This window comes from Microbacterium sp. CR_7 (assembly GCF_041954755.1).
Lineage (GTDB): Bacteria > Actinomycetota > Actinomycetes > Actinomycetales > Microbacteriaceae > Microbacterium.
In genome coordinates this window covers 93289-107826 of record NZ_JAVAYF010000005.1, presented here as the reverse complement: position 1 = coordinate 107826, position 14538 = coordinate 93289, and the positions used below count along the sequence as shown (strand labels likewise).

Sequence of the window (14538 nt, the reverse complement as noted above, 5' to 3'; positions counted from 1 at the left end):
GTGGCATCCGTCGATGATCCGGATGAGGAGTCGCAGCTGAACGGCAGGTTCGTCCGCGGAGACGAGGCTGCTCTCGCCGAGCTGTACCGGCGCTGGTCCCCCGTCGTGTTCACGCTCGCTCTGCGTTCTCTCGACGACCGGACCGATGCCGAGGACGTCACGCAGCGCACGTTCGTCTCCGCCTGGACGTCCCGCGGGAGCTTCGATCCATCGAAGGCGCGGCTCAGCACCTGGCTGATCACGATCGCCCGGCACCGCATCGCGGACATGCACGAGTCGAGGGCGAGGATCAGGCGGCTGCACGACGAACTGGTGCGCGTGGCATCGCCGAGCGATCTGGTCAGCCAGCCGGTGGATCTCGCGCAGTCGATCCTCATCGCGAACGAGATGCGCCAGCTGCCCCCGGACGCATACGCGGTCATGCGGATGGCGTTCTTCGACGACCTCACCCACGAGGAGATCGCGCGGAGGTCGGGCATGCCTCTGGGTACGGTGAAGAGTCACATACGGCGGAGCCTGACCCGGATGAGAGACCGATTGGAGGTCGACCGTGTCACACCTTGACCCGGAGCAGCTGGCGCTGCTCGCACTGGGGGAGCCGGTCGCCTCCCCGGAGGAGAAGGCACACCTCGAGGAGTGCCCCGCCTGCGCCGGCGAGGTCGCGGACCTCGCGCATGCCGCCGGCGTCGCCCGCTCGACCGTCGCCGACGGGGATCTCGAGTCGCCGCGGACCGATGTGTGGACGCGGATCCACGACGAGCTGCACCTCGACGGCGGGCTCGCCCCGGATCCGCTGAGATCAGGGGCGGTGCCGGCGGGGTCCGCACAGCCGGCCCGTCGGCCAAGACGCTCGTGGTGGGTGCTGGCCGCGGCATCCGCTCTCGTCCTCGCCGTCGGCGGGGGCATCTGGGCGGCGATCGCCGTAGCCCAGCGTCCGGTGATCGTCGCGACGGCCACGCTCGATGCCTTCCCCAGCCATCCGGACGCGGCGGGCAGCGCCGAGGTCGACGAGGACCGGTCCGGTGCGCGGACCCTGACGATCACGCTGGACGGGCAGGCCGCGTCGGACGAGTACCGCGAGGTGTGGCTGATCCGCGCAGACGGCGAAGCGCTCATCAGCCTGGGCGTCCTGAACGATAGGACGGGGGTGTTCACGATTCCGGCGGCTGTCGACCTCGCGGAGTACGACCTCGTCGATGTCTCGTTCGAGCCGGTCGACGGCGACCCGAGTCATTCGGGGAACTCGATCGTGCGCGGGACGCTGGACTTCAGCTGACCCGGCTCGTCACCGACGTGCTGACCGCCTCGTGGATGGTGTCGTGAGCGAAGAGAGGGACTCTCTCCCGCCAGCCCACGGTCCCGCCGGGCTACGCTGGCGGCATGACCACTCTCATCCTCACCGTCGCGGGTGCTGATCGTCCGGGCCTCGTGGCCGCCGTCGCCGATGTCGTGGACGCCCACGGCGGCAACTGGGAGTCCAGCCAGCTCGCCGAACTCGCCGGGACCTTCGCGGGCGTCATCGAGGTCTCGGTCGCTCCCGACCGATCGGCAGACCTCGAAGCGGCGCTGCGCGAGCTCGACGGGCTGCTCACGGTCGCCGTGCGCACCGGCACGGAGCACACTCCCGCGCCCGACCGGCTGCTGGAACTGCGCGTGCTCGGCAACGACCGACCGGGCATCGTGCGCGAGGTGTCGACGGTGCTGCACGCTCACGCGCTGAGCATCGAGGAGCTGTCGACCGAGACCCGCGATGCGGCGATGGCCGGCGGCCGCCTGTTCGAGGCCACGGTCGCGGCGCGCGTCCCGTCGTCCGTCGATCTCGACGCGCTCCGCGCCGATCTGGAGCGCCTCGCGACGGAGATCCAGGTCGACATCACGCTCGCGTAGCCCGACGAAGCGCCCCGATCCGCTGACCTTGCCACGATCCGCTGAGGGATCGGCCGAGAACGTCCGCAGATCGGGCCGAAGTCCGCAGATCGGGACAGGCCGCCGCCCGGGTCGGCCGAGTCAGTCGTCGGGCGTGTCCTCGCCCTCCGTGTAGAGCCGCACCCAGTACTCGGTCGCCGCGACGTGCGACGACGCGGCCGCACTCGCCGCGACCGGGTCGGCGGCGGCGAGTCCGCGCAGGATGGCGCGATGCCCGGCGTCCGAGTTCCGTTTGAGCTCGGCCGCGTCGTCGGCATCCGGGATGCGGTAGGCGCGCGATCGCGACCGCAGCACCTCGATGAGACTCGTGAGAGCGTCGTTGCCCGCGACCTCCGAGATCGTCATGTGGAAGGCGTGGTCGAGGCGCGAGTGCTCCTCGAAGTCGTCGCTCGCCTCGATCTCCGACAGGATGCCGTCGAGCACCGCCACGGTGTCGTCGTCGATGCGGGCGGCGGCGAGCGCTGCCGCGTGCGGTTCGAGCACGCGGCGGAGCTCGGTGAGTTCGAGCACCCCGGCCATGGGCAGCAGCCCGACGGTCAGCGAGAGGCTGCCGATGAGGTCGGCGGCACGCAGCTCGCCGACGTAGCTGCCCGAGCCGTGCCGTGTCTCGAGCACGCCGAGGGCGGCCAGCATCCTGATCGCCTCGCGCAGCGACCCGCGGGAGACGCCGAGCCGTTCGCACAGCTCGCCCTCGCTGGGGAGGCGGTCTCCGGGGCGCAGCGCACCGTCGGCGATCAGGGCGCGCAGCCCGTGCAGCGCCGTGTCCAGTGCGCTCATCGTCATCCTCTCTGACACCGCCCCACCCCTCGTGAAGTCTGTCGGAATGTGCCGACTGCGAAAACTCGTATGACAACTATGTTTCATCTTCCCGTTTTCGTAGCGCTATTGGGAGCAGTGTGGCAAAGTTGTGCAACAACTCGCCCGACAACTCACCGATGAGGACCGATGCCCGATCCGTTGTTCCCTGCACCGCTCACGCTGAAGTCCGGCATCCGTGCGCGTGAGGCGTGGCCCCTCGACCCCGAGGTCGTCCACCTCAACCACGGGTCGTTCGGTGCGGTCCCGTCCACCGTCGTCGCGCACCAGGACGCCCTGCGCCGCCGGGCCGACCTCAGCCCGGTGGAGTGGTTCCCGCGGATCTCCGAGCGGGTGCGCGAAGCGCGCGAGCGCACGGCCCCCTTCGTCGGTGCGCGCCCCGACGACAGCGTCTTCGTACCGAACGCCTCGGCCGCCGCGACGGTCGTCTACAACGCGCTGCAGCTCGAGGCGGGCGACGAGATCCTCGTGACCGATCAGGGGTACGGCGCGATCACCATGGGCGCCGAGCGCCTGGCGCGCCGCTTCGGCGCGACCGTCCGCACCGTCGCCCTGCCGCTCCTCGCCTCCGACGACGAGGTCGTCGAGCTCTTCGCCGCAGCCCTCACCCCGCGCACCCGGCTGATCGTCGTCGACCAGATCACATCGCCCACGGCGCGCGTGCTGCCGACCCGCCGCATCGCAGACCTGGCCGGCGAGAGCGGCGTCCGCACGCTGGTCGACGGGGCGCACGCCCCCGGGCTCATCGCGGATGCCGCGGCCGTCGCAGGCGGCGACTGGTGGTTCGGCAACCTGCACAAGTGGCCCTGCGCCCCGCGCGGATCCGCGCTGCTCGTCACCACCGCGCCCGACCGCGACGAGCTGTGGCCGCTCATCGACTCGTGGGCCGCGCGCGAGCCCTACCCCGAGCGCTTCGACACCCAGGGCACGATCGACGCGACCACCTACCTCGCCACCCCCACCGCGATCGACTTCGTCGAGAGCGAGTTCGGCTGGGCCGCCGCACGCGTCGCGATGGCGGAGATCGCGGATGCCGGTGCCGAGATGATCGCCGAGGCGCTGCGACCCTACGGCGACGAGGATCCGCTGACCCCGCTGCCCTCCCCCGTGCCGTCGATGCGCCTCGTGCGTCTGCCGCTCGGTCTCGGCGCCTCCCGTGAGGAGGCCGACGCCCTCCGCATGGACCTGCTCGACGCGGTCGGCGTGGAGACCGCGTTCACCAGCTTCCGCGGCGTCGGCTACTTCCGCCTCTCGGCGCATCTGTACACGGAGCAGTCCGACTTCGAGGCCTTCGTCGACCGCTGCGTCCCGCAGATCCTCAACCGCGCCGGCATCCGCACCGCCGACCGCGTCGTCGTCTCCTGACTCCCGATCCCTTCCCTACCCGACCCACCACACCAGAAATTGAGAGGCACCTCGTGAAGAAGAACCGCATCTTGACGGCCGCCGCGGGTTTCGGCACCGTCGCCGTCCTCGCGCTGACCGGCTGCTCCGGCGGCTCCGGCGGCTCGTCCGCTGACGGCACCACCACCCTGCAGATGGTCGAGAGCCTGACCAACCCGGCCCGCACCGAGCTGATCCGTGGACTGCTCGACCAGTTCGAGCAGGAGAACCCCGACATCAAGGTCAAGCTCGTCTCTCCGCCCACCGAGCAGGCCGACCAGAAGATCCAGCAGATGCTGCAGTCCGGCAAGGGCGTCGACGTGCTCGAGGTCCGTGACATCACGGTCGGGCCGTTCGCGAACAACGGCTGGCTGTACGACCTGGGCTCCGACCTCGAGAAGTGGGACGGCTGGGACGCCCTGACCGAGAACGCGCAGTCGGCGTCGGTCGCGGCCGACGGCAAGAGCTACTTCGTCCCCTACGGCTTCTACGGCCTGTCGCTGTTCTACCGCACCGACCTCGTCGAGGCGGCCGGCTTCGACGGTCCGCCGCACAGCTGGAAGGACCTGCTCGAGCAGGCGAGCGCGATCCAGGACCCGTCGAACAACATCTACGGCTACGCCTTCCGCGGCGGGGCGAACGCGAACAGCAACGTCGTCGCCGCGATCGAGGCGTACACGATCGACGGCCTCGACACCGAGGACGCGTTCCTCATGGAGGACGGTTCGACGATCTTCGCCGCTCCCGAGGCGCAGGAGGCGGTCGACGACTACTTCGACCTCTTCAAGAAGGCCTCGCCGCCGTCGGCCGTGTCGTGGGGCTACCCCGAGATGGTCGCCGGCTTCACGAACGGCACGACCGCGTTCCTGCTGCAGGACCCCGAGGTCATCGCCACCGTGCAGGACTCCTCGCTCACGGAGGACCAGTGGGACACCGCTCCGCTGCTCGTCGGCCCCTCGGGCAAGGCCGCGCAGCCGCTGGCCGTCGCCGGCTGGGGCGTCGCCGAGAAGAGCGAGAACAAGGATGCCGCGGTCAAGCTCGTCGAGTTCCTCTCGTCGGCCGAGCCCGCCACCGAGTTCGCGCAGGCCAACAGCCTCGTGCCGATCATCGCCGACGCGGCGGACGACGAGTTCTACTCGACCGGCCCGTGGACGAGCTACGTCACCATGACGGAGGACCCGGAGACGTACGTCAACGTGCGCCAGCCGCGCGGCGTCAGCTGGTGGACCGAGTGGATCCAGAAGTCCGACCAGGACGTGCAGAACGTGCTCCTGGGCAACATGACGACCAGCGAGCTGCTGGAGTCGTGGGACACCTTCTGGACGGAGAAGTACGCAGCGGAGAAGGGCTGACCCGTGTCATCCGCTCTTCGTGAGAGAGGCTCCGCCGGCGTCGCCGGCGGGGCCTCCCCCGGCACGGCCCGTCGGTCGGCGCCCGGCTCGCGCCGGCGCCCGTTCAAGGCGCGTCACGCTCTCACCCTGCTGGCCTTCATGGCCCCGGCGATCGTGTTCGTCGTGTGGTTCACGTACTGGCCGATGCTGCAGGGTGCGCGCATGGCCTTCCACGACTGGAACCTGTGGGACCTCACCTCCACGCCCTGGGTGGGCTTCGACAACTTCGTCACGGTCTTCCAGGACCCGGCGTTCCCGGTCGTGGCGTGGAACTCGGTGCTGTGGGTCGTCGGCTCCCTCGTGCCGCAGCTCGTGATCGGGTTCCTCATCGCGCTCGCCCTGCGCAAGCGCTTCAAGTTCCGCGGACTCTACCAGGCGCTCGTGTTCTTCCCGTGGGCCGTCTCCGGCTTCCTCATCGGGATGCTGTTCCGCTGGATGTTCAACGCCGAGTTCGGCGTCGTCAACGACCTGCTCATGAAGGCCGGTCTGATCGACGCGCCGCTGCCCTGGCTGGCCGACCCGAAGCTCGCGATGTTCGCGGTCATCGTGGCGAACATCTGGTACGGCGTGACGTTCTTCGCGATCATGATCCTCGCAGCTCTCCAGTCGGTGCCCGACGAGATGCTCGAGGCCGCGAGCCTCGACGGCGCGGGCAAGGTCCGACAGCTGTTCTCGATCATCATCCCGTACATCTCCATGACGCTACTGCTGACGATCCTGCTGCGGGTGATCTGGATCTTCAACTTCCCCGACATCATCTACGCGATGACGAACGGCGGACCGGCGAACCAGACCCACATCGTCACCACCTGGATGATCAACTACACGCAGCAGGGCAACTACGGCATCGCGAGTGCGATCGGCCTCATCGTCGTCGCCTTCCTGTTCGTGTTCTGCGCGTTCTACCTGATGGCGATGCGGAGGGCCCAGCGATGACCGTCACCACCCCCACCGGAACCACCATCACCGAGACCCGGCGCATCACGGTGCCGGATGCCGCGAAGGCCCCCCGCTCGACGCAGCGGAGGATCACGGTCGGCGGCGTCGTGCGCGTCGTGGGCCTCGGACTGTGGCTGCTGATCACGCTGTTCCCGCTGTACTGGATCGCCCTGACGTCGTTCAAGTCGCCGGGCACGATCAACCGGTTCCCGATCGAGTACTGGCCGAGCGAGCCCTCGCTCGACAACTACCTGAGCCTCTTCGAGCAGAGCTCGTTCGGGACGTTCCTCGCGAACTCGGCAATCGTCGCCGTGGTCGCCGGCGCCGTCGCGACGCTCATCGCGCTGCTCAGCGCCTACGTGATCGCGAGGTTCGAGTTCCGCGGCAAGGGCACGGTGCTCGTGGCGTTCCTGCTCACGCAGATGATCCCCGCGTTCATCGCGCTCGGACCGCTGTACTCGATGATGACCGACCTGGGCCTGGTCGACTCCAAGCCCGGTCTCATCCTCGTGTACATCGCGATCTGCATCCCCTTCTCCACCGTCATGCTCCGCGGGTTCTTCGAGAACGTGCCGGACGCCCTGGAGGAGGCGGCGATGATCGACGGATGCTCGCGCTTCGGCGCCCTGTTCCGGGTGCTCGTCCCGGTGATGACGCCCGGCATCATCGCGGCGTTCATCTTCAACTTCGTGAACTGCTGGAACGAGCTGTTCCTGTCGGTCGTGCTCATGAACACCGACGAGAACCGCACCGTCCCGTCGGCGCTGAACGGCTTCATCTCGACGTTCAACATCGACTGGGGTTCGATGAGCGCCGCCGCCGTGCTGACGATCCTGCCGACCATGGCGATGTTCGCCCTCGCGAGCCGCTGGATCGTGCAGGGCCTGACCGCGGGTGCGGTGAAGGAGTAAGCCCTCCCTCGCGGCGAGACCCACCGGAACCGCCGAGACCCACCACCGCCGACGTCGGCAGTGGTGGGTCTCGGCGTTCGTGGTAGGTCTCGGCGCGGGGCGCAGGGCGGGGAACGCTCCGGTCAGACCAGGCGGGACTTCGGCGACGTCTCGTACGTGCGCTCGGCGTCGCGGTTGACCGTGTCGCCGAGGGCCTCGTCGATCGCAGTGAGGGTGTCGTCGTCGAGCTTCACACCCGACGCCTTGACCGTGTCGGCGAGCTGCTCGGGACGCGAGGCCCCGACCAGCGCGGCGGCCACGTTCGGGTTCTGCAGCACCCAGGCGATCGCGAGCTGGGGCATCGTCAGACCGGCCTGTTCCGCGATCGGCTTCAGCTTCTGCACCGCCTCGAGGATGTCGTCCTTGAGGAAGCTCTTGATGAAGTCGGCGCCGCTGTGCGGATCGGTCGCGCGCGAACCCTCGGGCAGCGGCTGGCCGGGGAGGTACTTGCCGCTCAGCACGCCCTGCGCCATCGGCGACCAGACGATCTGCGAGATGCCCAGCTCCTCCGACGTCGGCACGACCTTGCCCTCGATGACGCGCCACAGCATCGAGTACTGGGGCTGGTTCGAGATGAGCTGGATGCCGAGCTGCTTCGCGAGCGCGTGTCCGTCGCGCAGCTGCTCCGCGGTCCACTCCGAGACGCCGATGTAGAGCGCCTTGCCTTGGCGCACGATGTCGGCGAACGCCTGGAACGTCTCCTCGAGCGGGGTCTCGTAGTCGAAGCGGTGCGCCTGGTACAGGTCGACGTAGTCGGTGCCGAGGCGCTTCAGCGAGCCGTTGATCGACTCCATGATGTGCTTGCGGCTGAGGCCGGTGTCGTTCGGGCCCTTCTCACCGGTCGGGAAGTACACCTTCGTGAAGATCTCGAGACCCTCGCGGCGCTGCCCTTCGAGGGCCTTGCCGAGGATGACCTCCGCCGCGGTGTTGGCGTACGTGTCCGCCGTGTCGAACGTGGTGATGCCGGCATCCAGTGCCGCGTGCACCGTCTTGACGGCCGCGTCGTCTTCGACCTGTGAGGCGTGGGTGACCCAGTTGCCGTAGGTGATCTCCGAGACCTTGAGGCCGCTGTTTCCGAGGTAGCGATAGTTGACCATGGTCATACGCTACTCGCGCATATCGGCATGCTGGGTCGGGTTCCGGCATCCCGGATCAGGAGGATGCCCCGAGAACAGGACGGATGCCGATGAAGCGTCCTGATCTCGGTGCACCCTCCTGATCTCGGCGCGTCGTCACCCCTGCGACTGCAGCATCCGCTCCTGCTCCTCCAGCGTCTGCGCCTGCGCACGCTGATCGGCGCGCTCGCGCTCCTGCTCCGCCTCACGCCGCTCGGCGCGGGTCTGCGGCGCCGCCGCGTCCGTCTCGGCCTGGATGCCGGTCGACTGCTCGTTCACGATCGACGCGCGGTCGCGGAAGCCCTCGGCCGTCACCCGGTCGAGCGCCACCTGCTTGCGGATCGCCACGGCCCGCTCGTACAGCGAGGGGTCGCCGTACGACGTGAGCACCTTCACGAGCACGGGCAGCAGCTCGATCATGAAGAACAGCGCCGCGATCAGGATGTGCGCCCAGAGGATCGCGGGTTCCTTCTCGCTGAGCCTGTTGAGGCCGCTGATCTGACTGAGCAGGCCGGTCGCGCCGGCGTTGCCGGATGCCACGGATTCCGCGCGCGCGTTGTACGCGGCGAGCGCCGACTCGTAGGTGTCGCGGGCGGCCGGGAGCTGGTCCTGCGCCTGCTGGCGGTTCTGCGCCTCCGACGTGGAGGTGTTCTCCTTCGCGGCGGTGCCTGCAGCGGCGAGCTCCTCGTTCGCGGTGCGCAGCTGCGCGGCGAGCGCGTCGTAGGTCTGCTGCGCCTCGGCGAGCTGGGCCTGCGCCGCATCGGAACTCGCGCCCTCGCCGTTCACGCCGGTGCAGCCGGGCACGGTGCCCGCCCCCTCGCCGGTCAGCTCGCACTGGTAGAGCACGCGCGCCTGGTCGATCACGGCCTGCTGCGCGGTCATCTTCGCCGTGAGGTCGTCGACCGTGGCCTGCGCGGCGGACTCGGTCGCGGACGACGACTCGGTTCCGGCCACGATGCCCGTCGCGGCCTGGTTCTCGAGCTCGGCGACGCGATCGGATGCCGCGTCGAGGGCCTTCTTCTCGGGCCCCGTCTCGAGGGCCTCCTGATCGGACTGCGCCTGCGTGATGTTGGTGGCGGCGACCTCGCGCGAGATGTCGTTGTGGAATATCTGCAGCACGAGCGGCTCGGCGACGACGAACCCGATGATCGCGGCCATGATGACACGCGGGATGGCCAGGCCGATGAGCTTCCACACGTTACGGGTCGAGGTCATGGTCGACGTGAGGAACCGATCGAGGTTGAAGATGATGAGCGCCCACACGATCGCCAACGGCACGGCCAGCCAGATCGCGGCCTGCACTCCGGTCGTCAGGGCGAAGAGCATCGAGATCGCCGAGACGAGGGCGGTGCCCGCGAGCACGAAGAACATCTGCACGAAGCGCGGCGTCTCACCGGGGACCCGGTCGAGGATCTCTCCCTCGGCGCCGCCGAGGATCGCGAGCGTCCGCAACCGCGACCCGGGCACCCGGGGCTTCCGCTCGCGGGGCTTCCGGCGCGGCTTCGGCTCGCGAGAGGCGGATGCCGCAGCATCCGTCTCGTCGTCCGGCGCCACCGCGGCGTCGTCGATCGGCTCGGTCGGCTGCGCGTCGGCGCGGTCGTCGGCACCTGTCGGCTCGTAGGCGCGGAGGAAGTCGAGGTCGTCGGTGTCAGCGTTCGGGTCGCTGTCGAGGACGATCCGGCCCTGGGAGTCGAAACGACCGGGGCGGTGAGCGGAATAGGGCATCCCGACAATCTACGAAAGGTCGCCTGAGCATCCGTTGGAAGAAGGCTTTGAACGCCCCCAGCTTCCGCGGTGCGGCGGGTCAGGCCATGGCGGCCGAGGCCGCCTCGTCCTCCGTGGTCGCGACGAGCTGACCGCAGGCGCCGTCGATCTCCTTGCCGCGGGTGTCGCGCAGCGTCGTCGGGATGCCGGCGTCGTTCAGCCGGCGCACGAACTCGTTCTGCACGGAGGTCTCCGACGAGGTCCAGATCGAACCGGGTGTCGGGTTCAGCGGGATCGGGTTCACGTGCACCCAGCCCCGACCGCGGGCGTTGAGCTTCTCCGCCAGCAGGTCGGCGCGCCACGCGTGGTCGTTCATGTCCTTGATGAGCGCATACTCGATCGAGACGCGGCGGCCGGTCTTGGCGTAGTAGTCGTATGCGGCATCGAGGGCCTCGTCGACCTTCCACCGCGAGTTCACCGGGATGAGCTCGTCGCGCAGGTGGTCGTCCGGGGCGTGCAGCGACAGCGCGAAGGTCACCGGGATGTTCTCGTCGGCGAGCTTCTTGATCGCCGGCACCAGGCCGACGGTCGAGACGGTGATTCCGCGCGCGCTCATCCCGAGCCCGTCAGGCTGCTGGGCGACCATGATGCGCACGGCGTCCATCACGCGCTTGTAGTTCGCGAGCGGCTCGCCCATCCCCATGAAGACGATGTTGGAGACGCGCTCCATCGAGTGGTCGTCGCGGCGCTTGCCGCCCAGCTCGCCGTTCGCGATCGCGCGGTTGGCGCGGACGATCTGCTCGATGATCTCGGCGGTCGACATGTTGCGGGTGAGCCCGGCCTGGCCGGTCGCGCAGAACGGGCAGTTCATGCCGCACCCGGCCTGCGACGACACGCACAGCGTGATGCGGCCCGGGTAGCGCATGAGCACCGACTCGACGAGCGCGCCGTCGTGCAGACGCCAGAGGAACTTGATCGTGTCTCCGCGGTCGGTCTCGAGACGGCGCACCTCGGTCATGAGCGGAGGCAGCATTCCCGCCACCAGCTCGTCGCGGATGCCGGCGGGAAGGTCGGTCATCTCCGCGGGGTCGGACGTGTAGTGGCGGAAGTAGTGGGTCGCGAGCTGCTTCGCGCGGAACCCAGGCAGCCCGAGCTCCTTCACCTTCTCGATGCGCTCGCCCGGGGTCAGGTCGGCCAGATGCACGGGCGGCTTGCCTCGCTTCGGACTGGCGAACTGCAGGAGCGGCCGGCCCTCGGCATCCTTCTGCTGCGTCCATCCCTCGGTCGCCGGGCGCACCTGCGTGCCACCGGTCGAACGGATCGCGGTCCCCGAACGGGCGGGCGCGGTCGCGGGGCGCGTCTCGCGCGTGCGGGGATTCTCGGTCATACCCTCCAGGGTACCGGCGGGCGGGTGGGAGGCGGCTGGGCGGCGGGGCGGGGAGTCTCCCTAGACTGGCGGCCATGGACCTCGTCTGGATCATCGGAATCGTCGTCGGCGCGCTGATCGTGGTGGCCGTCTTGTCACGCACGTTTCGCGCGACGCGGCCGCAGGTGCCCGCCGCCCCGTCCTCGCTCGGTCCGACCGCTGTGCCGACGGAGACGCTTTCGCGCGATGCCGTCGCCGAGATCGACCGGCTCGTGGCCGCGGAGCAGAAGATCCAGGCGATCAAGGTCTACCGCGACCACACCGACGTGAGTCTGCGCGAGGCGAAGAACGCGATCGACCGCTGGGTTGTGGGTTCCGCGCCCGCCACCACCGCGATCGCGGTGCAGCGATCCTCGCCGACGGATGCCGCGGCGCTGCGCTCGTCGCTTCCGGGATCCGTCGCCTCCGAGATCGACCGACTCGTCGCGGCGGAACAGCCGATCGCCGCGATCAAGCTCCTTCGCGAGCAGAGCGGCCTGGGTCTGAAGGACTCCAAGGACGCGATCGACGCGTGGCCTCCCGCGCCGAAGTTGTAACGACAAGTACGCGTCCGGAAGAATGGATCCATCCCCACCGAAGGAGCCTCGATGCCCGACCGTCTCGACCGCGCCCGCGCCACCGGCGTCCTCGCCGTTCTCCGCGCCCCCTCCCCCGAGCTCGCTCTCGAGGCGTCCGACGCGATCATCCGCGGCGGGGTGACCGGCATCGAGGTCACGTTCTCGACCCCCGATGCTCCCGCGGTCATCCGCGAGCTCATCGCCCGCCACGGCGACGCCGCCTACGTGGGTGCCGGCACCGTCACGACGGCCGAGCAGGCGACCGCCGCGGCCGACGCGGGGGCCGAGTTCCTGGTGAGCCCGGGCACGCTCCCCGCCCTCACGCGCACCATGCTCGACACCGGTCGCGTCGTCATGACCGGGGCCATGACCCCGACCGAGGTCATGGGCGCTCTCGAGCTCGGCGTCGACGTCGTGAAGATCTTCCCGGCCTCGCTCGGCGGCCCCTCGTACCTCGGCGCGCTGCGCGGGCCGTTCCCCGACGCGCCTCTCATGCCGACCGGCGGAGTGACCCCCGACAACCTCGCCGACTGGTTCCGCGCGGGGGCGGTGGCCGTCGGAGCCGGCGGCGACCTCGCGAACGGCGCGTCGATCACGAACGCCGACTGGGCCGATCTCGAGCAGCGCGCGACGCGTTTCGCCGCGGCCCTCGCCGCTTCGCGGAGTTGACCCGCCCGACGGTCGGAGTCTGATCGTGCCCGCACTCGATCCCTGGGCGTGGGTCGCTCTCGGTGTCGCCGCCGTCACGATCGGCATCTCGAAGACCGCCCTCCCCGGGGCGAACATCCTCGCGATCGCCTTGTTCGCGACCGTGCTCCCCGCGCGCACGTCGACCGCCGCGATGCTCCTGCTGCTCATGGTCGGTGACGTGTTCGCGATCCTCGCGTACCGCCGCCACGCGCACTGGCCGACGCTGCTGCGGCTCGCGCCCGCGGTCGTCGCCGGGCTCCTGGTCGGCTTCGCCTTCCTCGCGATCGCGGGCGACGGCATCGTTCGTCGGGCGATCGGCGTGATCCTGCTGCTCATGATCGCGGTGACGCTGTGGCGGCGGTGGCGGCAGAGGCGGCGAGAGGTGCAGGAGACGCCGCGCGGCGGCATCCTGCTCGCCGGCACCTACGGAACGCTCGGCGGCTTCACCACCATGGTGGCCAACGCGGGCGGACCCGTGATGTCGATGTACTTCCTCGCGACCCGCACACCCGTGCAGGTGTTCCTCGGCACGTCTGCCTGGTTCTTCGCGATCATCAACGTCACGAAGGTGCCGTTCCTGGCCGGGCTCGGCCTCTTTCACGCGCCGGTGCTGTGGATGGATGCCGCGCTCGCGCCGCTCGTGGTGATCGGCGCGCTGCTCGGCCTGCTCGTCGCACGACGACTCGATCAGGTGCTGTTCGACCGCATCGTGATCACCCTGACCGTGGTCGGCGCGGTCTACCTGCTGTTCTGAGGGCTCCCACAGCCCCCGTCAGTCCAAGAAGATGTCGGGGAAGAGGCGGTCGTCGGGGGTGCCCGGCACCGCCGCGTACCGCGAGAAGTCGGTGACGCCGTCGGCCTCGAGCACGTCCTCCACGATGAGCGTCTGCCCCGTGTAGTCGCCGGCGGGCTTGGTCAGCACCGAGTACGCCGCGTCGGCGTAGATGTCGGCCGTGCGGCTCGCGGCCATGACCTTGTCGCCGCCGAGCAGGTTCTGCACGGCCGCGGTCGCGATGGTCGTGCGGGGCCAGAGGGTGTTGGCGGCGATGCCGTCGCGGGCGAACTCCGCCGCGAGCCCCAGCGTGACCATGGTCATGCCGAACTTCGCGAGCGTATAGCCGGTGTGCGCGCCGAGCCACTTCGGCGTCGGGTTGAGGGGCGGCGACAGCGACAGGATGTGCGGGTTCTCGGCATCCTTGAGCATGGGGATCGCGGCGCGCGACAGCATGAAGGTGCCGCGCACGTTGACGTCCTGCATGAGGTCGTACTTCTTGGCTCCGAGCTCCAGCGATCGGGAGAGGTCGATGACGCTGGCGTTGTTGACGACGATGTCGATGCCGCCGAACTCGCCCTGGGTCTTCAGCACGGCCTCGGTGATGTCGTCGTCGTCACGGACGTCGCCGACGATCGGCAGCGCCTGCCCGCCCGCCGCGCGGATCTGCTCGGCCGCGGTGTGCACCGTGCCCTCGAGCTTCGGATGCGGGGTGTCGGTCTTCGCGAGCATCGCGATGTTCGCGCCGTCGGCCGCCGCGCGCAGGGCGATCGCGAGGCCGATGCCGCGGCTGCCGCCCGACATGAGGATGGTCTTGCCTGCCAGTGCGCTCATCGCCCACCTTCCCGTTTCGAATCGCTTGAATTGCC

The 14538-nt window shown here is 69.5% G+C and carries 15 protein-coding genes; 10 read left to right on the top strand and 5 right to left on the bottom strand.

All coding sequences use genetic code 11. The features are described from left to right. The 3 genes from RAC81_RS12365 (at nt 1) to RAC81_RS12355 (ending at nt 1887) form a co-directional block, all read left to right on the top strand. A complete protein-coding gene (locus tag RAC81_RS12365; RefSeq protein ID WP_375082628.1) occupies nt 1-564 on the top strand; it encodes an RNA polymerase sigma factor in 564 nt (187 codons plus the stop codon). Then, complete coding sequence (locus RAC81_RS12360) at nt 551-1276, top strand: anti-sigma factor (RefSeq protein WP_375082627.1); 726 nt, start codon at nt 551-553, stop codon at nt 1274-1276. Before RAC81_RS12365 ends, RAC81_RS12360 begins: the two co-directional genes overlap by 14 nt. Nucleotides 1277-1380: 104 nt before the next feature. Further along, nucleotides 1381-1887 carry a glycine cleavage system protein R gene (locus RAC81_RS12355; RefSeq protein ID WP_375082626.1) on the top strand — a complete coding sequence of 169 codons (507 nt, stop codon included), beginning with the start codon at nt 1381-1383 and terminating at the stop codon, nt 1885-1887. A 120-nt stretch (nt 1888-2007) separates the two neighbouring features. Here RAC81_RS12355 and RAC81_RS12350 read toward each other — a convergent pair whose 3' ends face one another. Continuing rightward, nucleotides 2008-2703 (bottom strand): FadR/GntR family transcriptional regulator, encoded by a 696-nt coding sequence (locus tag RAC81_RS12350; RefSeq protein WP_375082625.1) that lies wholly within the window; start codon nt 2701-2703, stop codon nt 2008-2010. A gap of 168 nt (nt 2704-2871) precedes the next feature. Between RAC81_RS12350 and RAC81_RS12345 the strand changes: the two genes are divergently transcribed. From RAC81_RS12345 to RAC81_RS12330, 4 genes are read left to right on the top strand one after another with little or no spacing between them, the layout of a single operon-like run. Next, nucleotides 2872-4107: an aminotransferase class V-fold PLP-dependent enzyme gene (locus RAC81_RS12345; protein WP_375082624.1), complete on the top strand. Its 1236-nt coding sequence runs from the start codon at nt 2872-2874 to the stop codon at nt 4105-4107. A gap of 53 nt (nt 4108-4160) precedes the next feature. Continuing rightward, nucleotides 4161-5477, top strand: coding sequence for an ABC transporter substrate-binding protein (locus RAC81_RS12340; RefSeq protein ID WP_375082623.1), 1317 nt, complete (start codon nt 4161-4163; stop codon nt 5475-5477). A gap of 3 nt (nt 5478-5480) precedes the next feature. Beyond that, a complete protein-coding gene (locus RAC81_RS12335; RefSeq protein WP_375082622.1) occupies nt 5481-6452 on the top strand; it encodes a carbohydrate ABC transporter permease in 972 nt (323 codons plus the stop codon). Further along, on the top strand, nt 6449-7366 hold the full coding sequence (locus RAC81_RS12330) for a carbohydrate ABC transporter permease (protein WP_375082621.1): 918 nt from the start codon (nt 6449-6451) through the stop codon (nt 7364-7366). Before RAC81_RS12335 ends, RAC81_RS12330 begins: the two co-directional genes overlap by 4 nt. A 122-nt stretch (nt 7367-7488) precedes the next feature. Here RAC81_RS12330 and RAC81_RS12325 read toward each other — a convergent pair whose 3' ends face one another. From RAC81_RS12325 to rlmN, 3 genes are all read right to left on the bottom strand, one after another. Continuing rightward, a complete protein-coding gene (locus RAC81_RS12325; protein ID WP_375082620.1) occupies nt 7489-8502 on the bottom strand; it encodes an aldo/keto reductase family protein in 1014 nt (337 codons plus the stop codon). Between the two features lie 135 nt (nt 8503-8637). Then, nucleotides 8638-10245: a DUF4407 domain-containing protein gene (locus tag RAC81_RS12320; RefSeq protein WP_375082619.1), complete on the bottom strand. Its 1608-nt coding sequence runs from the start codon at nt 10243-10245 to the stop codon at nt 8638-8640. 79 nt (nt 10246-10324) lie between these two features. Beyond that, on the bottom strand, nt 10325-11611 hold the full coding sequence (rlmN, locus tag RAC81_RS12315) for a 23S rRNA (adenine(2503)-C(2))-methyltransferase RlmN (protein WP_375082618.1): 1287 nt from the start codon (nt 11609-11611) through the stop codon (nt 10325-10327). A 74-nt stretch (nt 11612-11685) separates the two neighbouring features. Between rlmN and RAC81_RS12310 the strand changes: the two genes are divergently transcribed. Genes RAC81_RS12310 through RAC81_RS12300 form a run of 3 tightly spaced genes read left to right on the top strand, consistent with a single transcriptional unit; the run spans nt 11686 to nt 13651 of the window. Further along, nucleotides 11686-12186 carry a hypothetical protein gene (locus tag RAC81_RS12310; protein ID WP_375082617.1) on the top strand — a complete coding sequence of 167 codons (501 nt, stop codon included), beginning with the start codon at nt 11686-11688 and terminating at the stop codon, nt 12184-12186. Nucleotides 12187-12237: 51 nt separating this feature from the next. Beyond that, complete coding sequence (locus RAC81_RS12305; RefSeq protein WP_375082616.1) at nt 12238-12876, top strand: bifunctional 4-hydroxy-2-oxoglutarate aldolase/2-dehydro-3-deoxy-phosphogluconate aldolase; 639 nt, start codon at nt 12238-12240, stop codon at nt 12874-12876. Nucleotides 12877-12901: 25 nt separating this feature from the next. Further along, a complete protein-coding gene (locus RAC81_RS12300; RefSeq protein WP_375082615.1) occupies nt 12902-13651 on the top strand; it encodes a sulfite exporter TauE/SafE family protein in 750 nt (249 codons plus the stop codon). Nucleotides 13652-13669: 18 nt separating this feature from the next. Here the strand turns inward: RAC81_RS12300 and RAC81_RS12295 are convergent, their stop codons facing one another. Beyond that, nucleotides 13670-14503 carry an SDR family oxidoreductase gene (locus tag RAC81_RS12295; protein WP_375082614.1) on the bottom strand — a complete coding sequence of 278 codons (834 nt, stop codon included), beginning with the start codon at nt 14501-14503 and terminating at the stop codon, nt 13670-13672. Nucleotides 14504-14538 lie beyond the last annotated feature (35 nt).

Excerpts from the sequence above, each read along its gene's own strand:
- RAC81_RS12355 (WP_375082626.1), top strand. The coding sequence starts at position 1,381 with ATGACCACTCTCATCCTCACCGTCGCGGGTGCTGATCGTCCGGGCCTC.
- RAC81_RS12350 (WP_375082625.1), bottom strand. The coding sequence starts at position 2,703 with ATGAGCGCACTGGACACGGCGCTGCACGGGCTGCGCGCCCTGATCGCC.
- RAC81_RS12345 (WP_375082624.1), top strand. The coding sequence starts at position 2,872 with ATGCCCGATCCGTTGTTCCCTGCACCGCTCACGCTGAAGTCCGGCATC.
- RAC81_RS12330 (WP_375082621.1), top strand. The coding sequence starts at position 6,449 with ATGACCGTCACCACCCCCACCGGAACCACCATCACCGAGACCCGGCGC.
- RAC81_RS12325 (WP_375082620.1), bottom strand. The coding sequence starts at position 8,502 with ATGGTCAACTATCGCTACCTCGGAAACAGCGGCCTCAAGGTCTCGGAG.
- RAC81_RS12320 (WP_375082619.1), bottom strand. The coding sequence starts at position 10,245 with ATGCCCTATTCCGCTCACCGCCCCGGTCGTTTCGACTCCCAGGGCCGG.
- rlmN (WP_375082618.1), bottom strand. The coding sequence starts at position 11,611 with ATGACCGAGAATCCCCGCACGCGCGAGACGCGCCCCGCGACCGCGCCC.
- RAC81_RS12310 (WP_375082617.1), top strand. The coding sequence starts at position 11,686 with ATGGACCTCGTCTGGATCATCGGAATCGTCGTCGGCGCGCTGATCGTG.
- RAC81_RS12305 (WP_375082616.1), top strand. The coding sequence starts at position 12,238 with ATGCCCGACCGTCTCGACCGCGCCCGCGCCACCGGCGTCCTCGCCGTT.
- RAC81_RS12295 (WP_375082614.1), bottom strand. The coding sequence starts at position 14,503 with ATGAGCGCACTGGCAGGCAAGACCATCCTCATGTCGGGCGGCAGCCGC.